The sequence below is a fragment of the Gephyromycinifex aptenodytis genome (assembly GCF_012277275.1).
Classification (GTDB): domain Bacteria; phylum Actinomycetota; class Actinomycetes; order Actinomycetales; family Dermatophilaceae; genus Gephyromycinifex; species Gephyromycinifex aptenodytis.
The window spans coordinates 2,187,449-2,212,557 of sequence record NZ_CP051155.1 but is presented as its reverse complement, the minus strand read 5'-3'; the positions used below and the strand labels follow the sequence as shown (position 1 = coordinate 2,212,557).

The following is a 25,109-nucleotide window of genomic DNA, read 5'->3' as shown; positions in this document are numbered from 1 at the left end:
TCCAGGTCGGCTGGCTGTCCAGAAACCCCTCACCGCCGCCAAGGCCGCCCACCACGGGCCGGCCGCTTAGAGGCGGACGAGCATCTTGCCGGTGTTAGCGCCGGCCAGCATGTCGATGAAGGCCTGGGGTGCGGACTGCAGGCCGTCGCGGACGGTTTCATCCCACTGGATCTCGCCCTGCGTGAGCCAGGCGCCCACGCGCGCGGTGAACTCGGGGCGCACCTGCTCGGCGTACTTGCCGACGATGAAGCCGCGCAAGGTGAGGCGTTTACCGATGGCGAGCGCCAGGTTGCGTGGCGCGCAAGTCGGTTCGGTGGCGTTGTACTGCGAGATCGCTCCGCACATCGCGACGCGCCCGTCGGTGCGCAGGTGGGTGATGGCGGCCTCCAGGTGGTCCCCGCCGACGTTGTCGAAATACACGTCGATCCCGTCGGGGGCTGCCGCGCCGAGCTGCTCACTCAGTGAACCGTCGCGGTAGTTGAGCGCGGCGTCGAACCCCAGCTCACGCAGGCGAGCAACCTTCTCCGGAGAACCAGCCGAACCGATGACTCGTGAGGCGCCGCTCAAGCGGGCGATCTGCCCTACCAGCGACCCGACAGCTCCGGCAGCACCAGAGACGAAAACGACGTCACCGGGCACCATCTCGGCGGCGTACAACAACCCCGCGTAGGCCGTCATCCCCGGCATCCCGAGAACCCCCAGGTAGGCGCTGTCCGCGACCTGGCTGGTGTCCACGGCGCGCACCGAAGCCGCAGGCAGCACAGCGTGCTCACGCCACCCCAACGCGTGCAGCACGCTCGCCCCGACCGGGACCTCCTCACTGCGGGAAGCGATCACTGTGCCGACCGCGCCACCATCCAGCGGCGCACCGACCTGAAACGGCGGCACATACGACTTGGCGTCGTTCATCCGTCCGCGCATGTACGGATCCACCGACATCACCGTGTTGGCCACGAGCACCTGGCCCGGTGCGAGCTCAGGTAGGTCGGTGTGCACGAGCCGGAAGTTCTCCGGGCCGGGGGCTCCGTGCGGGCGCGAAGCCAGGTGGATTTCGCGGGTACGGGTCGGGACGGTCTTGTTCTGCGTCATGTGTTCTCTCCTGTGAGGTCGAGCCTCGCGGGCGAGGCTCGCGGGCGGGTGGCAATACGCGCGGCTAGTCGAAGCGGTGCCGGGGCACCTCAGCATCGCCACGCCAGCCCGCGCCCGCTGACGTGGGCAGTCGGTGTCGTTATTCGGTTGTGGTGGGGCCGTAGGCCTGCAGGAGCCGCCCAGTCAGGGAACGCAGCGTGGCCGCTTCCTCGTCGTTGAGGTTGAGTTTGCAGGCGACGTCACGCTGGGCTTGGGTGGCGGGGCCAGCCAGGGCGAAGCCGTCGTCGGTGAGGTGGATCGTGACCCGCCGTTCGTCGCTGCTGCAGCGTCGCCGCTCGATGAGTCCCATCGCCTGCAGGCGTTTGAGCAGGGGGGACAGCGTGCTGGCGTCCAGGTAGAGCCGGGTCGCCAGATCCGCCACGCACATCCCGTCGTGTTCCCACAGCACGAGCAGCGTGACGAACTGCGGGTAGGTCAACCCCAGCTTCGCCAGGCTGGGCCGGTAGGCGTTCGTCATTGCTCGGGAAGCGGCGTACAGCGCGAAACAGAGCTGCTTCTCGAGTGCGGGCGTGCCGGTCACCACCGGATTGCGCCCGTGTCGAGTCTCACCGTTTGCTGCCCCAGCCACAGCTGTCAGCCCAGCGCCGGGTAGTCGGTGTAGCCGCGGGCCCCGCCGCCGTAGAACGTTGCCGGGTCCGGTTCGTTGAGGTCAGCGCCGAGCTCCCAGCGGCGCGCCAGGTCCGGGTTGGCCAGGAACGGTCGGCCGACGGCCACCAGGTCTGCCAGGCCGCTCGCGACCAGCAGTGAGGCTTCCTCGCGGCTGGTCACCGTGCCGAAACCGGAGTTCAGGACGACATTGCCGCGGAAGCGACGCCGCAGGTCCGCGGTCAGACGCGAGGCAGGGTCGGCCAAGATGCTCAGGTAAGCCAGTCCGAGCGGGGCGATGCCCTCCACCAGGGCCGTATACGTCGCCAGGGTCTCTTCGGGGTCGGTTTCAAGGGCGCCCTTTATGTTGTGCTCCGGTGAGATGCGGATGCCGACCCGGTCGGCCCCGATCTCTTCCGCGACGGCACGGGCGACCTCGACGACGAGCCGCGCCCGCGCCTGCGGGCTGCCGCCGTAGTCATCGTCGCGTTCGTTGGACGTCGGCGCGAGGAACTGGTGCAGCAGGTATCCGTTGGCGGCGTGGATCTCCACCCCGTCGAGCCCGGCTTGGCGGGCACAGCGAGCAGCGTGCACGAAGTCCTCGACAATGCCAGCAAGCTCCTCGGTCTTCAGCGCTCGTGGTGTCGGCATCGGCTGCGCACCGCCCCGGGTCATGATCGTGCCTGGGGCGGCGATAGCGCTGGGCGCCACTGATTCCAGGCCGCCCTTGTTGTCGGGGTGGGCGATGCGCCCGGCGTGCATGAGTTGCACGACGATCCGTCCGCCGCGTTTGTGCACCGCGTCAGCGACCAGGCGCCACCCGGCGACCTGTTCGGGTGAATGAATCCCGGGAGTGTTCAGGTAGCCCTGACCAACGGCGCTGGGCTGGGTGCCCTCAGCGACGATGAATCCGGCGCCCGCTCGCTGCGCGTAGTACTCGGCGTTGAGCTCGGTGGGCGCCATCCCCTCACCTGCACGGTTGCGGGTGAGCGGGGCCATGACGATGCGGTTGGGAGCCTCGAAGGCTCCGACGCGCAGCGGGCTGAACAAAGTACTCACGTGCACTCCCTGGGGTGGGCGGCTGATGCTCGAACATTCGCACACAAATAGTTGGGGCACAAACTAGATGACTGCGCAGCGCTGTTTGGGGGCCTTCGATCATGGGCCGGTTGAGTGGCCGGATGCCGATCAGTCACCCCGTCGCGGCTGTCGGGGGTACCGGATCCCCGGTGCGGGCGCGCCAGGCAGTCAAGGGAACCGGTGTCGTGATGGCGGTCCTGCTGTCGGTGGGCCACCCTAGGATCGGCGCATGAAACAGGTGGTGGGTGCGGGGCTGTTGTGCTCGGCCTTCGCTCCGCTTGTCTTCATCCTCACGCTGCTTCGCCTGGAGGATCTGGGGCGTGTTGGGTGGGTCTTGTTGGCGGGCTGTGTCGCGGCGGCCGGGCTGCTGCTGGTGGTGCTGCGTTCGCTAGCGCAGGTCCAGGTGCACCGCGTCCAGACCGCCGGGGTGAAGCGCGCCGATGAGAGCGTTATCGGCTTCACCTCGACGTACTTGATGCCGATCGTCGTCGCCCTGTTCGGCCCGACACCGGCCACCACACTGTGGGCGACCCTGGCGTTGCTGGCCCTGATGTCCCTGATCTATGTGCGGGCCGGGCTCTACCACCTCAATCCCACCTTGGCGCTGCTCGGCTACCGGCTGTACGAAGTCACCGAAGACAGTGGCGCCATCACGATGCTGCTCACCAAACGCCACCGGATCCCCCAGCAGGGCGAGGTGGAATGGCGTCACCTCGGTGAGGGCGTCGCGATCCAACTGGGGAGGACCAGGTGAACACCGAGAAGGCGCGGGAACTCCTGGCTGCGGCCAGCGAGAAACAGTCGGCAGCTGCCGTGGCCGGCAACTTCGTCATCCGGGGCGGCACGCTGGCCGACGCGCAGGTGACGCGGTTCGACCTCGACAACGGACTGGCGGCCGAGGTCGCCAGCGACGTGGCGGGCGCGGCAGCGGCGCTCGCCGAGAAACAGTTCCTGGCCTACGACCCCTCCTACCAGACGGACTCCGGCCAAGTGCTCGTCGAGGCGCTGGAAGACATCCCGGAGTTGGCGGCCCTGGATGAAGTGGTGCGCGGCGGCGACGTCGGCTTCGACACCGGTGACAGCGAAAGCGCTTCGGTGCTGGCGATGGCGCACATCATCGGGTCTGGTGCGGCTCGGATCGTCGCCTACCGGATGAAAGGCCCCGGGATCGCGACCCGCCGCGCCCGCGCGATCCCGCTGCTGCCCCGCGACGGCGTCTACCGCCGGGTTGACGGCGACATCCTTTACTACGAGCCGCGATTCGACGTGTACACCTGCGGCGGCCACGCCCTGTTCACGACCGTGTCGCTGATCCATACCAAACTGCAGGCCGACCGCAAAGCCCGCCACATGGCGAGAAAGACCTTGAAGCAGGTGACGAAAGACATCGCCATCGACGGCTACCCCGACCTGGAAGCGGCCGTGATGGACGACCCAACCATGCGCGCCAAGATGGCGGCGATCGCCCGTCTCATCGAGAACGACCCCGACTACAGGGCGAACCTGACCACCGACAAACTCGTCACCTTCGTCCAGGCCTACCCGGACTACAACATCCCCCTGGCGCAGGTGCAGGGCCGGACAGTCCTCGCCTTTGACCCCTCACCCCAACACCGCCACCAAATCCCGCGTCTACTCGCCGACGACTACCTACACAGCTACCTGACCAACCGACGCTACGAAGCCGGCTCCAAACAACGAGTGCAGGCCGAGTGAGGGTCATCCCTGATCACGATCGCGCAGGGCCAGGGCAGTAGTCGGAACAGACGGGCAGTGGGGCGAGGCAGGCCCGCCGGAGCTTTGAAGCTGGGCTATCCCTGTCTTACAAGTGGCTGATGTGCCCACACAGAGTCAATTTTGCTGGGGGTAGCAACGGCGTAAATCTCCTCCCCGACACGATTCACAACTCCTGGGCGGATAAGGCGCGTCTCCAGGGCTTTGACGAGACCTGCTTGCACAACATGCCCCAGGCGTCCGAAGCCGAATGTCATGCTCACGCTTCGGAGCAGCTCACCTTGAGTGCAGCGGCCACTGTTCTCAGCGAGCGCGAGACGAAAAGCGTTAGCGATCTCTTCGGGTGAGATCTCATGGACCCTGCGGTGCGGTCGATCGCTGGTGCGAACGCCTTGATACGACTGCGGATCCACGTCGCTTGGCCAGATGAACACCTCACCGCCGACGCGGGTGCGGGGTAGGTCTTTCGGTATGGCCGCCACGATCATTTTCCGCCGGGCGGGGTGCAGTCGACTCATGCCAAAGCGCCGCGCGATGATCGTCGCTGCGCGCCCGATAGCTACCGGCCCTTCGGCCGCAGCTACATCTCGCCATTGCGCTCCAACGCGCGTAACACATACCCGGTCGGGCAATCTTTCAATGACCGCCTTAGGTCCGCGGAATTCTTCATGTGCGGGTCGGAACCGGCTCACCACCACGCCACCGACTGCGACCGATTCGGTCACCTGCTGAACCGCCCGTTGTTGCTGGACAGCGGCTGCGGCTGCGGCTGCTCGCGTAGGTGTCGCTGTGCCGGGTGTGGGTGGATTCCCGGCCGGCGGGTCAGGTGAGTGCACGCTCTTAGGCTCCAGTGGCAAGCCAGCAGCCAATGAAGCGATCGTTTCGGCAATAGCCTCCGGGGAGCCTTGCCACTCATTGCGATACACCTGGTGGACTGCGCCCCAACCCATATAGTCCCGAAGAACGGTGTAGGGAACGTCATCGCGATCTGCAACCGAGGGGCGCTCCGCCCACTCAGTGGTGTCGAGGATCACCGCCACCCATAGTCGGCCCTCGCGACGAACCGCCAGATCGACCTTGAACAACGACAATCCCACGTCCTCACGCACGGTCAGCCCCTGGGAGCGCAGACGCCGGGCAAGATCGGCCCGGCACGGCTCAGGCGCTGCGGCCCGAGCCGCAACCGGTTGCTGCCCATGCTCGGCCGCCAGCAAGTACTCCCGCAGATGAGCGGGTCCCTTCGAGACTCGACTGGAGCGGTCGATGTCCGTGGGGTCGAAGGAGGCGAAGAAAACGTTCCGCTTGCGCGCCCGGGTGATGGCCACGTTGAGTCGTCGCTCACCACCGGCGCGTGACAGCAAGCCGAAGTTCGAGGGTAGCCGCCCGGATTCATCCAGCGAATGCGTCAAGGAGAAGAGGATGTGATCGCGTTCGTCACCTTGGATATGCTCAAGTGCCTTGACGATCAGCGGTTCTCGCTCTCGCTCAAGTGCCTCAGCTACCAAAGGGGACGGGCTGTCTTCGAGGAGATCAAGAATTGCATCACATTGCGCAGCGTTGAAGGTGACAACACCGATCGACGCCCGCGGGTCCTCGCCGAGCAGCCGCTCGATCTCGTGGAAGACGTACTCGGCCTCGACGCGATTCATCTTGGTCTTCGACCCGCGGGTTTTTTCGTACCGGCCCGGCACCCGACGAAAGGTGACGCCGGACTCGACTCCTTCGCTTGGTGGAGTGGGGAAACTCGCCAGCTGACCGTCGTAGTAGCGCGAGTTGGAGAACGCCACCAATCCCTCAGAGCGGCTGCGATAGTGCCAGGACAACGACAGCACTGGGACTCCAGCCCGTACCGCTTCCAGCAGGATCGACTCTTCTTGCAGGTCGTCTTCCTCGGCGTTGTCTGCGGTGATAGCGCTGGAAGGAGGCATCTGTTGCGGATCACCGACGATCACGACAGCCTTCCCGCGCCCCATCGCGCCGACCGCCGCCTCAACCCTTATCTGGGAGGCCTCATCGAAGACAACGAGGTCAAACAGTGCGCCACTGGCCGGGAGGTGCTGTGAGACTGCGGAGGGACTCGCCAAAACACATGGGGTCACAGATAGAGCCGCGTCGGTGTGGGTGGCGAGGAAGTCACGGACGCTGTCAGAGTTCGCAACCCGTAGCTCTCGACGCAAACGGGAGAGGGGATCGCTCCCTCGCCAGTCGTGCCCCGGATCGGGTAAACCAACCCCGTTGATAACTTCGGACAGCGACTGCCGAAGTGCTTGTGCAGATTCCCGGTAGGCCGCCACCTGTCGTGCGCGTAGCTGGCCATCGAAGGCAGAACTGTCCACCTCCTCGTTGAGTAGGGCGGCTGGGTGCGCCGCCAGACGGTCAACGTGCAGGCGGTGCCGGCGCCGGAGCCCTTCCGAGCCCACACCAGCATTGCTTGGGTGTCGGGACAACGCCTGAGCCAGGTGCTCACGCATACTTGCAACTGTCAGATCTGAGGCGCGCAGATCCAAGCACCGCTGCGCTAGCCCGGCCTCGGCCAGCCGGCGTTGAACGACCTCGAGCGCCGCATCCTTTTCAGCGACGAAGAGTGCCCGGCGCCCGGAAGCCACCGCATCAGCCAGGATGTTGGCGATCGTCTGAGACTTGCCGGTGCCAGGGGGTCCCTGCAGTACAAAGGTTCGGCCCTCATGTGCCCAGCGCACGGCGCGGAGCTGCGACCCGTCCACAGGGATGGGCAGGGACAACTCATATTCATCGCGATGCGAAGACACGGGTTCAGGGACTGGATCCACGAACGGACCGTCGCCCTGCATGAGGTGGTGCACAAGGGGGTTGCCTGAAAGCGCAGCGCTATTGCTGCGCAAGTCGCGCCACAGGCGCATCGTGGAGTACCGCACCGCCACGATGCGCATGTCCGGCACAACCTCATACGGAAACCGCCGCCGAGTGAGCGCACGTCGCAGGTCCTCGATTACCCACGGGACATCAATGCCTGCGTGGTCGGCCCGCGGACGCACAAGCGCGCCCGGGGCGAAACCGTCCCTTCGGCGCAGATACTCCACGAGACACTCGTTGAGGCGAGGCTGCGAACCCGCCTCCATTCGGATAGACCACGGGCCGCGTCTACCGCCCTCGATGACGATGGGGATGAGGAACAGCGGTGCTAACTGATCCCCCACCCGCAAGGCTCCCACTGTCAGATAAAGCGGGCTCGCTCCTGATTCCTCGTTAACAATCTGGGCCCGCCTCCGTAGCTTCGTTAGCGCCTGATGCATGGGCGCCGCAGCGAGGTCGGCGAATACTGTTCCCTCTGAACTGAGCATGGAGCGGCGCAGCCGGGAGTTCAGGTCAGCGGGGCCTTCGACGCGAAGGTCGGCGCAGCCCAAGCCCTGAAGGTCAACATCGTCGAGGTCGTCCCAGCCACGCACGACGATCTCGAAACCGTCGGCCATGATGTTCTCCACCTCGGCCAGGTCCGGCTCATCGACCAATACCCGTACCCCGTGCTCGCCCAGAGAGATAAGCAGGTTGCGCCGGGACAAATCGAGTAGGTCGCCCTGCCAGCGCGCCATCACTTCTGGAGCCGGGAGGCCGTCCGGATCTGTGCTCTCACTTGCTGGTTTGATGCCGCGTGGTGCCTGCCCCTGGGCCGTTGTAAGAGGTGACGGCACAGCTACCCCGAACATGGGGAGGAGCTCCCCGACGGATTCCACGAGCTTGCCCGGTTCAGCAAGCCCCCCGTGGCTGAGCGCCCGGGCGAACCGCTGTCGTGCCAGACCGGCGACCCGGCGGCAGGCGTTGGGGTCGTCGACGGAGAAAGCGCTGGTGTGCTCCGCGACGACACGCAGCAGGAATACCGGATCTTGCATCGGGTCAGCAGCGTTCGTGACTCCCAGGCTGCCGCGGTACAGCTCTGGCCACCCTCCAGGTACGTCCTGCGGTGCAGCCGCGGCCACAACCGGGCCCAAGGCATGCGTCACGGCAGCTACCGCCGCGGTGACGATGTCACCGTTTGAACTTCCCGACATGGCACCCCTACTCGTCTCTTATCCCGGTCGGCCGAACGGTGCAGACGCGTAGTAATTCCGCCAGTCCTCTTGTGCTCGCAGGATCGGCGCCGATCGATAAGTAGGCAGCCCAGAAGAGAGCTGAAGAGAGTGGGAGCGATGGCGGACCTGGATCGTCGCGCGATCGCGCGCGAAATTGGTGCACTCGCCGATGATGTCGCGACGGCAGGGGCCGCTTTTGCGCGCATGCAGGCCCGTCTCGTCGCCCTTCGGGCGCTGTTCGAGACGCCCCCCACGCCCGAGGTGATGTCATCGTCGCTACCGGATACCGAGGACGTGCTGTCGCCACAAGACACACAGCCGCTTCCCTGCGTGCAGGCGCGGAGCGGCCCGGATCCGGAAGCCGACTTCCCTGCCGAAGAGGTTGGGGCGAAACAAGAGACAGTCGATGCGCCACCGCAGCAGACCTTCGAGGCGTGGACGAACACGCCGCCGCCGTCGACGGAGGGGTCTGCTCCGGTCCTCCCAGATTTGCCGGAGATCGAATTGCCGGACCTATACCCGTGGCAAATGGAGGCGCTCGAGGCGTGGCGCCGTGCCGATCGGGTCGGTGTTGTGGAGGCGGTCACGGGCGCAGGCAAAACACGGGTCGGTCTTGCGGCGCTCGCGGAGGCGCTGATGGATGGGCTGCGTGTGGTCGTGATGACGCCGACGCAGGGTCTCGTGTCGCAGTGGGAAGCTCAAGTTCGCGAACTGTTCCCCGGGGTGCGAGTGTCGACCGACGCAACTCGTTCCCCGGGCTGGCACGTGCTGGTTGACACGGTGCAGACCCTGGCCCACAAGAACCCGCTATGGCCGGACGAGCGGGCACTACTCGTGGCTGACGAAGCGCACCGGTACGGCGCCCCAACCTTCGCGTGGGCGCTGCGCCCAAACTTCAGTCAACGTCTGGGCCTTTCTGCGACGTTTGAGCGTGGCGACGAAGGCGACACGGATGTGCTCCTGCCGTACTTCAACGGTGTGTGTTTCCGTCTCGGGTACGAGCGTGCGCTGGCCGAGGAACTGATCGCTCCATTCCGAGTTGCCCAATTGGGGGTGCCGCTCTCGCCGCCGGAGCGAGCTGAATACGACGCCGTCTCAGACGGCTTGAAGCGTGCATGGCGGGTGCTGGCCGGAAACCTGGGCGGTGATTCGCCCAGCTTTGTGGAGGTGCTGATGTATGCCCAGCAGCTCAACCACCAGCACGATCATCCCGCCGCGTCAAGCGCTCGTGCCTTCCTTGCCGCGTTCGCGCGTCGCCGCGACGTGCTGGCCAGGGTCGCGGCGAAGGTCGCTGCACTCGACTCGCTCGCACCAGCTGTCATTGCCTCCGGCGGCACGATCGTGTTCACCGGTACTACCGCATCCGCTACTGAGGCGGCCGAGGTCCTCAACCGCGCCGGTTGCGAGAGTGCCGCTGTGCACGGTGAACTCGGCCGGGACGAACGCGAAGAGCGACTTGAGCTGCTCAGAAGTGGCCAGACTCGCAGCATCAGCGCGCCACGCATTCTGGATGAGGGGGTCGACATCCCCGATGCGGACTTGGGCATCATTCTGGGCGCCAGTAAGACGCGACGACAGATGATTCAGCGACTGGGCCGTGTGGTGCGAAAGAAGAGCGACGGGCGTTATGCACGCCTGGTCATCTTGTACGCGATCGAAACCTCTGAAGACCCTGGCGTAGAGGAAGTTCCGCCGCACCTTGAGGAGATCATCGCCAACGCCCAAGCCGCCATCCATCTGAGGCTGCCCGAAAACATTGATGAGGCGCTCGCCTTCCTCCGCGGCACGCCCATGTGGGAGATGCCCCCGCAGGAAGGAGTCGGCCACCAGCCACCGTGCGTTGCCTGCGCCGAGTCATGAGGGCCCTCTGATGCCGCAACCCGGGCCCAACCCTGAGCTGAAGGGCCCCGCCACGAGGCGCGCCGAGGCTGGCATCAGTCGGTTGTTAGTGGGCTTGCGACCAGGCGCACAGTCCGAGCGTCGCACCGTGATTGAGCGCTCCTTTGGCCTTCCTCGCCGGCAGAAGTCGCGTCTGTCCGTGTTTGCATACGACGGTGTGATCGCTGTAGCCAGCCATATCCACGAGGATCTGGTCCCAGTGCCGGTACTGCACCGTGTGGCCCTCACCGGGGTAGACCGTGGCCTTGGCAACGTTGGGCAGCGCCGCCTGCCACGCCTTCATCGCAGCCACCGGCACCACCTCGTCCGCGCCGCCCCAGTACAGGTACGCCGGGGCAGTGATTTTCTTGGTGTCCGCAACCGCCTCGGCACCGCACGGCAGAGCGCCCTCGTGGCTGAGCGCGCTGGGGTCACCCAGTTGGCCGCCGAGGTAGAAAGAGCGCGTCCCGTCCGCGTACGCCCGGTCTTGCCAGCCCGGCACGAGCAGAACGGGTGAACCTGGCACGGCCCACCACAGCAGGGGGTTGTGAGTCCAGTGAGCGTTGGCCGCATTGCGCTGCTTAACGCTCTGCTCGCAACCACGCGGCGCTGAACGGGTCGGGAGCGTCATCGGGCTCGCCGCAGCCGCATGCACCGAGATGACCCGCTCCGGCATCGCCGCAGCAAGGTGTGCCGCGTACGCGCCGCCACCGGAGATCGCCATGATGACGAACTCATCGACATCGAGGTGGTCCAGGACGGACCGGACCTCTGACACGTAGTCGTCGTAGCCAAGGGCGGGGTCGAAGGCTGACTGACCGAAACCGTTGCGTTCAATTGAGATCACCCGCAGACCGAGCTGTTGCCGCGTGCTGCGCGCGAACTCGGTGAGCTGGAAGGACTCCAGGCTGGTGCCCTGGCCCCCGATGAAGACGACCACCCGCTGGCCGGGGGTGCCCTCGTCGATGTAGTAGGTCGTGCGATCGCCTCGCGTCAGAGAGTGGACCTGGGCGCCGATGTGATCGAAGTCGTTCTGCAACCTCGATGGCGGATGGTGCTTGCCCTCACCGGCAGGAGTCGCATCGGTTGCCGAGGCATTCACCGCCCCGAGGCCCAGCGTGAGTCCGGTAGCCACGATCGTGGACAAGGTCAGCGCGCGGGCAGGTCGCATGGCGAACTCCGATCATCGGTGATGGTGCCCGCGAGTCTTGCGGCGATCCCGTTGGCTGTCAACGAAAGTGCGGAGACCGTCGCCGCCGCTGCCCGCTCAGTTGAGGCCGCCCAAGACGGTCCGCGGGGGGTTTCCTGCAGCGGCAGCGGCCCCCGAAAACCACGTGCTGATCACTCGGCTGGGGAGCAGGTGACTTTCCCGACTGGTGAGCACTGCTTTGAAACTGAATGCGGATTCGGCAAAGTGGGTGCCGGGCGGCACCGACGTCCACGGAAGAATTTGGGAGGGACGTCGATGTCTCGCACAGCGTTGCTCGTCGATTACGGCGGGGTGCTCACCGAGTCACTGCACGACGCATTCGCGACGTTCGCCGCCCAGATCGGGCTTCCTGCAGACCTGCCGTTACGCCTGCTGTCCACCGACGAAGCGGCGCGGGCCGCGTTCGTCGCGCACGAATGTGGCCGGGCCAGCGACGAAGAGTTCGAAGCCGCCTACGCCGACGCCCTGGGCCGCCACGGCGCCGACGTCGACGCGCACGGCCTCATCGCCCGGGTTCTCGGCGGGCTAGGCCTCGACCACGAAATGCTCGACCTCGTCGCGCGCGTACGCGCCAGCGGGGTCCCCGTCGCCCTGGTCACGAACTCCCTCGGGCGTGACGCCTACCGGGGGGTCGACCTGAACGCCATCGCCGACACCGTCGTCATCTCCGGCGTCGAAGGAGTGCGCAAACCCTCTCGCGCTATCTACCAGCTGGCCTGCGAGCGCCTCGGTGTCGCCCCCACCGACTGCGTCATGGTCGACGACCTGCGCGCCAACCTCGACGGCGCCGCCAGGCTCGGCATCGTCGGAGTGCTGCACCGCGACGCCGCGAGCACAGCCGCCGAGCTCGCCGTCCACTTCGACAACCCCGGCCTGGTCCGGCCCGACGCACAGAGCGCCGGATGACGTCCGACCTGCACCTACCCCGCCTGGTCGACCCCGCGCGCCTGCGTGAACCATCCACCCGGCGCGGCGAACGCAGCCGAGCAGTCCTCGTCGCGGCCGCCCGACGCGTCTTCGAACGCGACGGCTACCTTGAGGCGCGCCTCGTCGACATCGCCGCCGAAGCCGGATGCGCCATCGGCAGCTTCTACACCTACTTCGACAGCAAGGACGCCGCGTTCGACGCTGTCATTCACGAAGTTGAAGACGAGATCCTGCACCCCGGGCCCAAGCCGGCAGACACCGGCGACCCCGTCGCCGTCATCCGCGCTGGCAACTACGCCTACCTGGCCGCCTACCGTCGCCACGCCCGCATCGTCAGCCTGCTGGACCAGGCGGCACTCGTTGAACCACGCTGGCGCGAGCTGCGGGCACGCCGCCGCGCCGTCTTCGTCGAACGCAATGCCCGCTCCATCTGTGACCTGCAACAACGCGGCCTGGCCGACCCCGATCTGGACGCCGACCTCGCCGCCTCCGCCCTGTCCAGCATGGTCTCGCGCCTGGCGGTGCACGCGCTGGCAGAAGCCGACGGCACCGTGAGCGACGCCGACCTGAACCTGCTCGCCGACACCGCGACCCGTCTGTGGACCAATGCCCTGGGTCTGACGCGCCCCGACCTGCCCACCCCCACCGGCAAGCCGCCTCTGCCGGCCCCGGGCCGCCCCGGCGCCGAAGGAGAGTCATGAGAGCCCGGCGAATCCACGAACTCGGCGAACCCCGCGACGTGCTGCGCCGTTCGGACCACCTGTTCCCCAGCCGGTCTCGACCAGATCGGCGTGCAGCGATTGGCCGCCCCAGCCGACTTGTCCGACGTGCTGGCGGGCCGCGGCCAGTACCAACGCAGACCCGAACGGTTACGCCTGGACGAGGTCGCCGACGGGACCGCCCGCCTCGGGGCTGGGGGTGAGGCCCGGGTAGTTCGCCGGCCCGTACGCGTCGCCGCCCGTCCATGACCTTGCCGCCACCCCGCGAGTTCGCCGTTTCACGTGGAACCTTCAGGAGAGATCTGTGAGCACCGTTTTCATCGCCAACCGGGGCGAGATCGCCGTCCGCCTAGAACGAGCGGCAGCTGAACTCGGTATGCGCAGCGTCGCCGTATTCACCCGCGCTGAACGCGACGCTCCCCACACCCGCCTCGCCGACGAAGCGCACCTGCTGCCCGGTGAAGGAGCGGCAGCGTACCTGTCGATCCCGGCCCTCGTCGAGGTGGCGACCGCCTCCGGGTGCGACATCGTCGCTCCCGGCTACGGCTTCCTGTCCGAGAACGCCCAGTTCGCCGCCGCGTGTGAGCAGGCGGGCCTGGCTTTCGCCGGACCCACCCCCGCCCAACTCGACCTCTTCGGTGACAAGTCCCGCGCTCGCGACCTGGCCCGCGAACACGGGGTTCCCGTCTTGCCCGCGACCACCGGCCCGACCACGCTGGAGCAGGCGCACACGTTCTTCGCCGAACACGGCGGCGAGGGGGTCGTCGTCAAAGCCATCGCCGGGGGCGGTGGTCGCGGGATGCGCGTCGTCACCGACGCCGCCGAGCTGCCGCAGGCCTATGACCGTGCCTCCTCGGAGGCGTTGCGGGCCTTCGGTAACGGCGACGTCTACCTTGAGCGGCTCGTCGGCGCCGCCCGCCACATCGAAGCGCAGGTCCTCGGCGACGGCACCGGCGCCGTCGTCCACCTACACGACCGGGACTGCTCGCTGCAGCGACGCCACCAGAAACTCATCGAGATCGCCCCCGCGCCCGGCCTACCGGAATCGACACGCACCGCGCTGCTGGACGCGGCCCTACGGATGGCCCGCGCCCAGCACTACCGGGGCCTGGGCACGTTCGAGTTCCTCCTGGACGTCGCCACCGGCGAGTTCGTGTTCATCGAAGCCAACCCCCGGCTGCAGGTCGAGCACACCGTCACAGAGGAAGTGACCGGCCTGGACCTGGTCGCGCTCTCACTGCGCGTCGCGGCCGGAGCCACCCTGGCCGACCTGCACGTCAGTCAAGAGCGGATCCCGACCCCGCGCGGGGTGGCCGTGCAAGCCCGAGTCAACGCCGAGACGCTGCTGCTCGACGGTTCGGTGCGCCCCGCCCACGGCCGTCTCGAACCGTTGGCGCTGCCAGCCGGGCCGGGGGTGCGCGTCGACACCGGCGTCGAACCGGGAACCCTGATCGGTTCCGACTTCGACTCCCTACTGGCCAAGGTCATCACGCACACGACCGGTCGCGCCTCCGGGCTGCCCGAGAACAGCACGGACTCCACGGCGCTGCTGCCGACGGCGCTGGAGAAGACCCGGCGCGCGTTGGCTGGGCTTTCCACCGGCGTGGTAGCCACGAACGCCGGTCTGCTGTCGGCGATCCTGGCCCACCCCGACGTGCGCGCCGGGGTGGCCACGACCCGCTTCGTCGACCAGCACCTCACCGAACTGCTGCCCGCCGCCCAGACCGGTGCGGACTCCCCGACGGGCCAGGACGCGCAGGTGGCGGCCGGGGTCATCGCCACCCCGCTAAGCGGCACCCTCATCGAATTGGCGGTCGCCCCTGGGCAGAGCGTGACGCGCGGACAGGTGGTCGCCGTCGTCGAAGCGATGAAGATGGAGCACCCGCTGCTGGCCGACGCCGCAGGCACCGTCACTGACGCGCGCGGCCACGCAGGCGACGCCGTCGAGGCAGGAACGGTGCTCGTTCGCATCGACCCCGACCCCGACGCGGGCAGCGAAGACGACGCCGACGTCGAGCAGGACCTGGACGAGGTCCGCGCCGACCTGCACGCTCTACGCGAACGCAAAACGTTCACCGCGGACCAGGCGCGCCCGGACGCCATCGCCAAACGGCACGGCATCGGCATGCGCACCGCCCGCGAGAACCTGGAACACCTCCTGGACCCCGACAGTCTCATCGAGTACGGCGGGTTGGCCGTCGCGGCGCAGCGCCGCCGCAAATCGATGGAAGAACTCATTGCGACGACCCCCGCCGACGGGATCGTCACCGGCGTGGGGCGCATCGGATCCCAGGAGTTCGGCCCGGACGCCAGCCGGGTCGCCGTGCTGGCCTACGACTACACCGTCCTGGCCGGGACGCAGGGCTACCTGAACCACAAGAAGACCGACCGCCTGCTGCACCTGGCCTACGAGCAACGGCTACCCGTGGTGCTGTTTGCCGAAGGCGGCGGCGGCAGGCCCGGCGACACCGACACCACCGTCGCCTCCGGGCTGGATGTGCCCACCTTCACCGCGATGGGGCGCCTGTCCGGGCGGGTGCCGACCGTGGGCATCGCTGCCGGGCGCTGCTTCGCCGGTAACGCGGCGCTGTTGGGATGCTGCGACGTCGTCATCGCCACCGCGAACTCCAGCATCGGCATGGGCGGCCCAGCGATGATCGCCGGGGGCGGGCTGGGCTCGTTCGCCCCCGAAGAGGTCGGACCTATCGAGGTGCAGAGCGGCAACGGTGTCGTCGACGTGGCCGTCGCCGACGAAGCCGAAGCGGTGCAGGTCGCCCGGCGCTACCTGTCCTACACCCAAGGTCCGGTCGCCGACTGGGCCGAACACGATCAGCGTCGCCTGCGCTTCGTCGTTCCCGAGAACCGAGTGCGCGCCTACGACGTGCGAGAAGCGATTCATCTGCTCGCCGACGTCGACTCCGTCCTGGAATTGCGGGCCGGGTTCGGGCAAGGCATCATCACCACCTTCGCCCGAATCGAGGGGCGTCCGCTGGGGATCGTCGCGAACAATCCGCGCCATCTCGGCGGAGCTCTGGACCGCGACGCCGCCGACAAACTCGCCCGGTTCCTGCGTCTGTGCGACGCCTACGGGCTGCCCGTCGTCTCTCTGTGCGACACCCCCGGGTTCATGGTCGGGCCGGATGCGGAACGCACCGCAACCGTGCGGCATTTCGCGCGGCTGTTCGTCCTGGGCGCCCACCTGCGCATCCCCGTGCTGACCGTCGTGCTGCGCAAGGCGTACGGGCTGGGCGCGATGGCGATGGCGGCCGGTTCGTTCGCCACCGGCCCGGCCACCGTGTCCTGGCCGACCGGTGAGGTCGGCGGGATGGGCCTGGAAGGGGCCGTCCGGCTCGGGTTCGCCAAAGAGCTCGCCGCCGTAGCCGACCCGGTCGCGCGGCAGGAACTCTTCGAGAAGCTGCTGGCCGACCTGTACGAGCGTGGCCGCGCCGCCAACGCCGCCGCCGTCGTCGAGATCGACGACGTCATCGACCCCATCGACACCCGCCGCTGGATCACCACCGCGCTTCCGCCGCGTCTGCCCCTGGGCGGCGCCGGCTTCATCGACACCTGGTGAGCGCACGCGCAGCCTCACCGCCCAGAACGACCCCGCGCACCCACTGAAGGAGAGACCCATGGACCTGAGCACATACGTCGAGGATCTGCGCCGACGCCAGGCTGCCCACCGGCCCGCCGGGACACCGCACGAGGTTTCCTACCCGCTGCCGCCGGAGACCACCCTGCCCGGCTACGTCGAGCATTGGGCCCAGGAACGGGCCGACAAGGTCGCCTTTGTCTACGGCGAGGCGAGCCTGACCTGGGCGCAACTCGACGAGCAGAGTCGCCGCGTCGCGGGCGGGCTCGTCGCCGCCGGTGTTGAACCGGGCGATCGCGTCGGCCTGCACCTGCCCAACGGGTTGGAGTTCGTCACCGCCTTCATCGCGGTGCTGCGCGCCGGGGCCGTCATCGTGCCGGTCAACCCGCTGCTGCAGCGCGCCGAACTCACCCATGAACTCACCGACGCCGGGATCACCGCCCTGGTCTCTCTGGGCGCGCTCGCCTCCCAGATCGTTCCGGCGGCGCAAGCCTCGAACGTCACCTGCTACGTCCACGTCGGTGAGCCCGCCGTGGCGATTCCCGCGCAGATGAACCCGACCGGCTGGGCGCAGGTCGTGGGTGCCGAATCGTTCCCCGAGGACCGCGGCGACCTGACGGCCCTTGCCTCGCTGAACTACACCTCCGGCACCTCCGGCCTACCCAAGGGCTGCGAACACACCCAGGCCAACAAGCTTTACACCGGTGCTACCGCGCTGGCCTCCAGCGGGCAGAAGTTCGACGGCTCTTTCGTCTCACTGTGCTTCATTCCCGTGTTCTGGATCGCCGGGGAAGACATCGGCATCCTCATGCCGGTGGTCTCCGGCGGGACGGGAGTGCTCATGGCCCGCTGGGACGCCGACACGGCCCTGGACGCCATCGAGAAACACCAGGTGACCACCATGGTCGGCACCGTCGAGACCTACCTGGACCTGCTGAACCGCGACGACCTGCCCCAGCGGGACCTGAGCAGTCTCGTCGACCCGTTGGCGATGTCGTTCGTACGGCGGCTCACCCCGGCGGTGCGTGCAACCTGGGCGCAGGCCGTCGGAAGCCACTCGGTGCTTCGTGAGGCGGCCTACGGGATGACCGAGACCCACACCTGCGACGTTGTGCCGTACGGCTTCCACGAGAATGACGCCGACCTGCTCGCCGAACCGGTCTTCTGCGGGCTGCCGGTGCCCGGCACCGACATCGCCGTGGTCGACCCGATCACCCTGGAGCCGCGCCCGCTGGGGGAGCCCGGCGAGATCCTTGTGCGCAGCCCCTCCGTCCTGGTCCGGTACCGCAACAACGACGAAGCGACCACGCGCCAACTCATCGACGGCTGGCTGCGCACCGGGGACAACGGCTTCATCGACGAGATCGGAGCGCTGCATTACCTGGGCCGCGACAAGGAACTCATCAAGGTCAGCGGAATGAGCGTCTTCCCGGCCGAAGTCGAAATGCTCCTGGCCGCGCACCCTGACGTGGTTACCGCCGCAGTGGTCCCGGCCGACGACCCGCGCCACGGTCAGCGTCCGATCGCCTTCGTCCAGACCACGCCCGGAGCCCAGCTATCCGCCGAAGACCTGCACGCTTGGGCGCGCGAGAACATGGCCTCCTACAAGGTGCCGACCATCGAGATCGTCGAGCAACTGCCGATGACCCCGACGGGCAAGATCCGCAAGGTCGATCTGAGTTCTCGCGCTCAGGAGATCGCCGACGAGGGCTGAGCCGGGCCTGCTGGCAGAAGTTCGGCAGGCTGCGGGACGAGGCGGGTCAGCTGTTCGCGCCCAGTGCGCCCAGGTGGCGGGTCACCTCTCCGGGGTCGGCCGGCGCAGCCAACCTCCGTCGCCGCCCAGTGGGATTCGCCCGGCAACCCCGGAGCGCAGCCGCGCAGTGGGGCGACACCGGTCGCCCCACTGGCGCGCCGCTCAGTTGCCGCCGCTCAGTTCGTCGCGCCGCTGCAGGAAGTTCACGATGTCCAGCGCGATCGCCTCGGGATCGGTCTGAGCGATGTGGCTGCCGCCCGGGCATTCGATCAGAGTGCGCTCAGGGTGTCCCTGCACGAGGGTTCGGATGGATTCGGCCGCGTCGGCGTACAAGCCGTCGCTGGGCTGCACGAACAAGATGGGCAACGAGAGCCGGTCGTAGATATCGATCGAGTAGAAGACGTCGGCCTCGCTGCTGACCTGACCCAGGATGCGGATGACCTCAGGGTCGGGGCGGCGCTGCCAGGAGCCGTCGCCGCTACGCCGAATCGAGCGGGTCAGGCCCGAGCGGACATGGTCGATACCCGTTTCATGGGTCATCCAGTCTTCGACGACGCGTGCGACGGATTTGTCGAAGAATTCTTCGAAGTCGGTTTGGTCGTTACCGCCGACTCCCAACCCGAAACGTTCCGCGAGAATGTCGACGACTTCTGGTCCGGTGATTGTTGCCAACCATTCGACGGCTTCGTCCCGCGGCAGCGAGACAGGCCCATCGATGATGACGAGGCCGCTGGCCAGCTCTGGCCAGGTGGCTGCCGCAGCGGCCGCGAAATACCCGCCGAAATCGTGCCCCACGAGGACCGGCTCGGTGAGGCCCAAGGCCTCGATGACGATCGGCAGGTCACGCCAGATCTGCTCTGCCTCAGTGAGTTCCGCTTCGCTCTGGCCGTGGCCGCGCAGGTCCAAAGAAACGACGCGGGCCTTGCCGTGCAGCGCCTGGGCCAGCTCCTCCCACATATCGGCCGAATACCCGACGCCGTGCAAGCACAGGATGTCGGGCCCGTCGCTGGGGTGGTCGATGACCGCGAGGTCGCCGGTGGGGGTAGCAACGGTCGTGCACAAGGGCTGCAGCATGAGCTAAGAGTAGGGTCTCTCACCTAGGATGCCAACGGCGTGATGTACCAGTGGGTCTTTTGCAAGCTGGGCGTTCCGACGCACTTTTTCGCCCAACGGCTGCGCCCCATGCGAGCGGGACTATTCGAGCAGGCGTGGCAGGCCATGACCTCTTAGCCAATACCCCGACAACCCCCCGTCGCGGCCACCCCCGACCTGATCCAAGTGGCTACCCCCGGGGGGGCAGACGGCCGCGCCACCCAGCGCCGCCGCTGTGGGTAGGAGTCAATGAAGCACCTGCGACGATCCCGACGGCTAAGCTGGCAGCGCTGGTTCTCCCCGCCTCGGCGGGGAGTCGCAAGAGGGAACCCGGTGCGAATCCGGGACTGCCCCGCAGCGGTGAGTGGGAACGAACGCCGTCATGAGCACTGGGAACGACCACCTGGGAAGCGACGGCCAGTAGAAACCCGAGCTGGATCTCCGGCCCGGCAGCGCCCACAAGTCCGAAGACCTGCCAGTGCGTCGCACGCCGTGCAGCGCGCCCTGCAGTCGTCGCCTCGTGGGAAGGCGGCCCCAGCACTCGCGGCTAATGCTGTCCGCGAAGGCCAGTGGCCGATCAACCCCCGAGTCGCTTTCGGGAGGTCTCATGTCGAACATTCACCACCGCGTCCCGTCGGTGTGCTCGCACGCCCCGGCGTCCAGCAGGCCTCGGTTTGCCTCTCTGAGGTAAAGCGCCTGCCCGGCCGCTGCGTACTAACGCGCTTCGGCCTACCCGACGCCCCGGGGCGGGGCTGAGATTCACCCATTCCTCCGGCCCCGTCCCGGGGTCCCGCCGCGCTCAGTCCCCCGCTCGGGACCCCAAGCGCTCTGGACCTGGTGAGAAGAGACCGGCATGAGAACGACCGCGCCTGCGCAGCAGAGGCCACAGATCGCCCACGACCAAGGGCGCTCCCGATGACCCGGCTCGTGACGAACCTGGTCGAAGAGCGCGGCTGGCTGCGCATCCACCGAGTCGGCCGAATGCTCATCGCCGACTGTGAACAGCCTTGCCGTGCCTACCAACTCAGCCCGAACGGCGCACTGATGACGGGCGTTGTACGCCGGGTCTGCCTACATGAAGAGTGCGTGCAGACCCCGCCGAACTCACCGCAGACCCTGCCGGAGCGCACCGTTGCCCGGCTGCTGGGCTGGGAACCGGAGGAAGTGCTGGTGCGCCGCGTGAACGGCAATGTGGCACGGGCGGGGTTGGCCTACCGGCACGGACCCTCGCTACGAGTGTTCGTGGTGGCGATAGCCGCGCCGTTGCCCTTGCCGCAGCAGGGACCCCGCGAAAGTGGGGCGCCGGAGTGCGAGCGCGGGTCGGGGCAGGGAGAATCAGAGCCGACCCCCGCCCCGCTCGTAGGTCTGCACGTGTTTGTCGTGCTCGACCGCCCACCCCGCCACGAGGTCGCAGACGTGCTTGACTGCATAGCCCGAGAAGCAGCACTTGAAGCCGACGACCCGTCGTCGACGCATGAAGCCGGTGACACTGCGAAGCAACCTCGAGAAGCCCTCACGGTGACGTTGCTGCACCCTGAACACCATCGAGGAACACCCAGCTCGCACGCCGAGTCGCCGAACGAAGCGCTCCAGGGAATCGGCCTGGCGGTGAACGAGGCCAGTTGTGATGCTCGTGCGCTCAGGTCGGCCTTTGGCGCACGGCCATGCTCGGAGGTCTCGTGAGGGTGTGGCGTCCGGGCCGCGTGCCCGCCGATGCTCCCCCGCTGGGGCAGCGCGCCATCCCCACCGCCGGGATCGCTGACGGTGACGCCCTGGTGAAGCGGCTCATTCGAGGCGGAGGCCGCTGGCTCATCCCCTCCAGCCTTGGATCGATCCTCACCAGTGCACTCGGGCTGCTCGTGCCCTTGGCGGTGGGCCGCTCGATCGACAGCGGTCTGGTCGCAGGGGATGTCCTCGCCGCCGCCGGCTGGTGCGTCTTGATCCTGGTGTTGTACGGCCTGCGCTGTATCGCCACCGGCTTACGGCTGTCCGGGGACGTCGGCGCCTGCGTGGTCCAGCACGACCTGCGTCTGGCGCTCATCGACCGGCTCCTGGACCCACGCGGTCTCGGCGGCCCCGCCCGGCTGCCCGGCGACCTCGTCAGCGTCGCCTCCACGGACGTGCCGGCGACCTCGCGCGGGATGACGACGGTCACGACCCTGCCTGGACATGCCGTGACGGTGGGTGGCTCGATCATCGCCCTTGCCGTGCTGGACTGGCGGCTCGCAGCAGTCGTCGCCGTGTCGGTGCCGATCATTGTGTTCGTCTCGGTGCGCGGTATCCGCCCGATCCGGCCCTACACCCGGGTGGAACGCACGGCCGAGGCTGCTGCCTCCGGATCGGCGGCCGATTTCGTTGCCGGGCTGCGGGTCGTGCAAGGCCTGCGGGCCCAAGACCAGGCCGTCACCCGCTTCGCTGCCGTTGGAGACCGGGCGCTCGCGGCCACGCTGCGCACCAGGATCGTCCGCGGCGCGTACGCGGCCGGCGTGAACGTCGTCGTCGGATTCTTCATCGTGGGGCTGACCGTGTTGGCCGCCTACCTGGGGCTGGCCGGTCAACTCACCGTGGGCGATGTCGCCGCCGTTGCCGGTCTGGCGCAGACGATGGGGCCGCCACTGCGCAGCATCGGTATCGACACGGCTGCGGTGTTCAGTGCCTCCCAGGCCTCGGCCGATCGGGTCATCGGCGTGCTAGAGACCCCGCCGGCGTTGACTCAGGGCAGCTGCGAGGACCAGCCCGAGTCCCGCCGCCTGCAGCTGCGCGATGTCACGCTGGCCGGCCGGTTGGAACAGCCCGTCGACCTGGATCTGGAAGTGCGCGGGCTGGTGGCAGTGCTCTCGCCCGGTCTCGTCGCGGAGGCGCTCGCGGACCTGTTGGCACGCCGGAAGTCACCCCAGAGCGGTCAGCTGTATTGGGGCGAGGTCGATTTGGCTCAACTGAGGATCGAGACGCAACGGCGGCTGATCCTTGCGCCCCCGCATCAGGTGGATCTGTTCGACGGCACGCTGCGCACCAATATCTGCGGCTACGAATCCCCGGCCGACACCGCCGCTCTCGGCGATGACCTCGATCCGCCGCCGGATGGGCCGACCGGTGATCAGCGGCTTGCTGCCGTCCTGGCTGCGACGACCTGCGACGAGGTGGCCCGCACCCAACGCGATGGGCTCGATACCCGCGTCGGCCCCGAAGGCCGCACACTATCCGGCGGTCAACGGCAACGAGTCGCTTTGGCCCGAGCGTTATATCGCTCCGCTGATCTGCTTGTTCTGCACGAACCCACCACTAACGTCGATGCCGTGACCACGGCCCGCATCGCCAACCAACTGCGGCAGGCCCGCGGGGGAGGACCCACCCTGCTGCTCACGACGACACCGGAACTCCTTGCGGCGGCAGATGAGGTGGTGCAGTTGGACGAGAACGGCTCCGTGCTGCGCCGCGGGCGACACAGCGAGTTGTTGAGCGAGCCCGACTACGTCCAGGCCTTGACATGAGTGAGGACACCACGGCCCCAGGCCTTCCCCTGGCCTCGACCGGGCGAGCGGTGACGCTGGCCTGGCGGGCCGGCAAAGGACGCGGGCATTACCTGGTGATGGCGGTGCTCGCGATGACGGCCGCCGCCCTGCTGGATCTGGTGCTACCCCACCAAGCAGGACGAGTCGTCGACGCGGTCAGCGCCGGTGACGGCCTGCACATGCTGCCGCTGGCAGCCACGCTCATGCTCGGCTCCGTCGTATTGGGCGGGATCGCCGGTGGGGTCGGGTTGGCCGCAGCGCCAGGGTTCTTCGCTGCTGCCCTAGCCCGGCTGCGCGAGGACCTCGTGCGCTCGGCGTTGCGGCTACCGCACCCGGTGGTCGACCGGGTGGGAACCGCCGATCTGGTGGCGCGCGTTGGGGACGACGTCGCGCGGGCACGGGAAGCCTCGATGATCGTGGCGCCCCGGCTGGTATCCACCTCGGTCAGCATCATCATCTCCACCGCCGGGATCGGAGTTGCGAATCCGGCCTTCCTGCTCGCCATCGCGCTGGGGGCGGTGGGCTACATCTTCGTGGTGCGCTGGTATTGGCCGCGCGCCTCCGCGGCCTACGTCACCGAGCGCACCGCCTCGGCGGTCCACGCCGGGAACGTGCTGACCACGGTGCAGGGCCTGGAGACGGTGCAGGCGTTCGGCATGCAGGCCGAACGGGCGGCGACGGTCTCGGCCGGATCCTGGGCGCTGGTGCAAGCGCGCTTGCGGGGGCGGCGCCTGATCAGTGTGCTCACGGTGTGGCTGCTGTTCATCGAGGCCGTCACCATCGTGGCGCTGCTCGGGATCGGGATTGTCCTGGCCCGTTCCGGCTCGGTCACCGTGGGTGAGACCACGGCAGCCATCCTCATCCTGTTGCGTCTCTTCGGCCCCATCCGTTTCGTACTGTTTTTCCTCGACGACTTCCAGGCCGCGCTCATCGCGCTACGCCGTATCACCGGCGTGATCGACTTCGCGCCCGCAGTCTCGGTGGAGGCCGAGGGCAAACCCGAGGAGCGCGTCGAGGTCGACCGCTCGCAGACCCCTCTGGCTCCCGGTGAGATCCGCATCGAGAACGTGTCATTCGCCTACGACGACGGCCCCCCGGTGCTGGACGGAGTGAACCTCACGGTGGCTCCCGCTGAGGTCGTCGCGCTCGTCGGTGCCTCCGGGGCCGGGAAGTCGACACTATCGGCGCTGATCGCGGGGCTACTGGAACCACAGACCGGTGCGGTGCGCGTCGGTGTGGCACCCCAACGCGACCCTGAATTACCCGATGTGGTGCTGCTCTCTCAAGACGTGCACACCTTCAGCGGGCCATTGCGTGCAGACGTGCTGCTTGCGCTGCCCGGGGGCTTGGAGGAGCGCGACGCGGAGCGCCGGTTGCAGGACGCGCTGCAACGGGTGGGTGCCACCGACTGGGTCGGGGCACTGCCCAAGGGTGCGGACACGATCGTGGGCCGCCTCGGGACGCGGTTGACCGCGGCCCAAGCACAGCAGCTCGCCCTGGCGCGCATTCTGGTCGCCGACCCGCCGGTCGTCGTGCTCGACGAAGCCACCGCCGAGGCTGGCAGCGCCGGGGCGAGTGTTCTGGACCGCGCCGCCGCTGAAGTGGTGCGTGGCCGAAGCGCGATCGTCGTCGCGCACCGGCTCAGCCAAGCGGTCATCGCCGACCGCATCGTCGTCATGGCGCAGGGCCGTATCGTCGACGCGGGCACCCCTGCAGAGCTCATCGACCGCCCCGGCCCCTTCCACGACCTGTGGCAGGCCTGGACGACAACCCGCTGAGCGCTGCGCGCCAGACTGCGACTCCATACCCAGGCGCTGACGCCTGGGGGCCTG

The 25,109-nt window shown here is 67.8% G+C and carries 16 protein-coding genes and 1 riboswitch; of the genes, 10 read left to right on the top strand and 6 right to left on the bottom strand.

Features of this window, described 5'->3' with window-relative positions:
- Nucleotides 1-66 precede the first annotated feature (66 nt).
- The 3 genes from G9V96_RS09500 to G9V96_RS09490 all read right to left on the bottom strand — a co-directional run bounded on the left by G9V96_RS09500 (nucleotide 67) and on the right by G9V96_RS09490 (nucleotide 2,793).
- A complete protein-coding gene (locus G9V96_RS09500) occupies nucleotides 67-1,089 on the bottom strand; it encodes an NADP-dependent oxidoreductase (protein WP_168582811.1) in 1,023 nt (340 codons plus the stop codon).
- A 139-nt stretch (nucleotides 1,090-1,228) separates the two neighbouring features.
- Nucleotides 1,229-1,669 carry a MarR family winged helix-turn-helix transcriptional regulator gene (locus G9V96_RS09495; protein WP_226913256.1) on the bottom strand — a complete coding sequence of 147 codons (441 nt, stop codon included), beginning with the start codon at nucleotides 1,667-1,669 and terminating at the stop codon, nucleotides 1,229-1,231.
- Nucleotides 1,670-1,722: 53 nt separating this feature from the next.
- On the bottom strand, nucleotides 1,723-2,793 hold the full coding sequence (locus tag G9V96_RS09490) for an alkene reductase (RefSeq protein WP_168582810.1): 1,071 nt from the start codon (nucleotides 2,791-2,793) through the stop codon (nucleotides 1,723-1,725).
- 250 nt (nucleotides 2,794-3,043) lie between these two features.
- On the opposite strand from G9V96_RS09490, the gene G9V96_RS09485 reads away from it, so the two are divergent.
- Nucleotides 3,044-3,568: a hypothetical protein gene (locus G9V96_RS09485; protein ID WP_168582809.1), complete on the top strand. Its 525-nt coding sequence runs from the start codon at nucleotides 3,044-3,046 to the stop codon at nucleotides 3,566-3,568.
- Nucleotides 3,565-4,530, top strand: a complete 966-nt coding sequence (locus tag G9V96_RS09480) for a Kiwa anti-phage protein KwaB-like domain-containing protein (protein WP_168582808.1) — start codon at nucleotides 3,565-3,567, stop codon at nucleotides 4,528-4,530. The genes G9V96_RS09485 and G9V96_RS09480 overlap by 4 nt, the downstream gene beginning before the upstream one ends.
- Before the next feature lie 95 nt (nucleotides 4,531-4,625).
- On the opposite strand, the gene G9V96_RS09475 is transcribed toward G9V96_RS09480, so the two are convergent.
- The gene (locus G9V96_RS09475) at nucleotides 4,626-8,573 is read right to left on the bottom strand and encodes an AAA domain-containing protein (protein ID WP_168582807.1); all 3,948 of its coding nucleotides are present in this window, start codon (nucleotides 8,571-8,573) and stop codon (nucleotides 4,626-4,628) included.
- Nucleotides 8,574-8,711: 138 nt separating this feature from the next.
- Between G9V96_RS09475 and G9V96_RS09470 the strand changes: the two genes are divergently transcribed.
- Nucleotides 8,712-10,454 carry a DEAD/DEAH box helicase gene (locus G9V96_RS09470; RefSeq protein WP_168582806.1) on the top strand — a complete coding sequence of 581 codons (1,743 nt, stop codon included), beginning with the start codon at nucleotides 8,712-8,714 and terminating at the stop codon, nucleotides 10,452-10,454.
- A gap of 85 nt (nucleotides 10,455-10,539) precedes the next feature.
- Here the strand turns inward: G9V96_RS09470 and G9V96_RS09465 are convergent, their stop codons facing one another.
- Nucleotides 10,540-11,643, bottom strand: coding sequence for an alpha/beta fold hydrolase (locus G9V96_RS09465; RefSeq protein ID WP_168582805.1), 1,104 nt, complete (start codon nucleotides 11,641-11,643; stop codon nucleotides 10,540-10,542).
- A 294-nt stretch (nucleotides 11,644-11,937) separates the two neighbouring features.
- Between G9V96_RS09465 and G9V96_RS09460 the strand changes: the two genes are divergently transcribed.
- The 4 genes from G9V96_RS09460 to G9V96_RS09445 all read left to right on the top strand — a co-directional run bounded on the left by G9V96_RS09460 (nucleotide 11,938) and on the right by G9V96_RS09445 (nucleotide 18,634).
- Nucleotides 11,938-12,588, top strand: coding sequence for an HAD family hydrolase (locus tag G9V96_RS09460; RefSeq protein WP_168582804.1), 651 nt, complete (start codon nucleotides 11,938-11,940; stop codon nucleotides 12,586-12,588).
- The gene (locus G9V96_RS09455) at nucleotides 12,585-13,310 is read left to right on the top strand and encodes a TetR/AcrR family transcriptional regulator (RefSeq protein ID WP_168582803.1); all 726 of its coding nucleotides are present in this window, start codon (nucleotides 12,585-12,587) and stop codon (nucleotides 13,308-13,310) included. The genes G9V96_RS09460 and G9V96_RS09455 overlap by 4 nt, the downstream gene beginning before the upstream one ends.
- 322 nt (nucleotides 13,311-13,632) lie before the next feature.
- The gene (locus G9V96_RS09450) at nucleotides 13,633-16,902 is read left to right on the top strand and encodes a carboxyl transferase domain-containing protein (protein ID WP_168582802.1); all 3,270 of its coding nucleotides are present in this window, start codon (nucleotides 13,633-13,635) and stop codon (nucleotides 16,900-16,902) included.
- A 58-nt stretch (nucleotides 16,903-16,960) separates the two neighbouring features.
- Nucleotides 16,961-18,634, top strand: a complete 1,674-nt coding sequence (locus G9V96_RS09445) for an AMP-binding protein (protein WP_168582801.1) — start codon at nucleotides 16,961-16,963, stop codon at nucleotides 18,632-18,634.
- Between the two features lie 201 nt (nucleotides 18,635-18,835).
- Here the strand turns inward: G9V96_RS09445 and G9V96_RS09440 are convergent, their stop codons facing one another.
- The gene (locus tag G9V96_RS09440) at nucleotides 18,836-19,747 is read right to left on the bottom strand and encodes an alpha/beta fold hydrolase (protein ID WP_168582800.1); all 912 of its coding nucleotides are present in this window, start codon (nucleotides 19,745-19,747) and stop codon (nucleotides 18,836-18,838) included.
- 292 nt (nucleotides 19,748-20,039) lie between these two features.
- Nucleotides 20,040-20,259, top strand: a riboswitch (cobalamin riboswitch).
- Nucleotides 20,260-20,680: 421 nt separating this feature from the next.
- Between G9V96_RS09440 and G9V96_RS09435 the strand changes: the two genes are divergently transcribed.
- The 3 genes from G9V96_RS09435 to G9V96_RS09425 are packed head-to-tail and all read left to right on the top strand — an operon-like array spanning nucleotide 20,681 to nucleotide 25,055.
- Nucleotides 20,681-21,448, top strand: coding sequence for a hypothetical protein (locus G9V96_RS09435; protein ID WP_168582799.1), 768 nt, complete (start codon nucleotides 20,681-20,683; stop codon nucleotides 21,446-21,448).
- On the top strand, nucleotides 21,445-23,256 hold the full coding sequence (locus G9V96_RS09430) for an ABC transporter transmembrane domain-containing protein (RefSeq protein ID WP_168582798.1): 1,812 nt from the start codon (nucleotides 21,445-21,447) through the stop codon (nucleotides 23,254-23,256). The genes G9V96_RS09435 and G9V96_RS09430 overlap by 4 nt, the downstream gene beginning before the upstream one ends.
- Entirely contained in the window at nucleotides 23,253-25,055 is a 1,803-nt protein-coding gene (locus G9V96_RS09425; protein WP_168582797.1) for an ABC transporter ATP-binding protein, read from the top strand. The genes G9V96_RS09430 and G9V96_RS09425 overlap by 4 nt, the downstream gene beginning before the upstream one ends.
- Nucleotides 25,056-25,109: the final 54 nt, after the last annotated feature.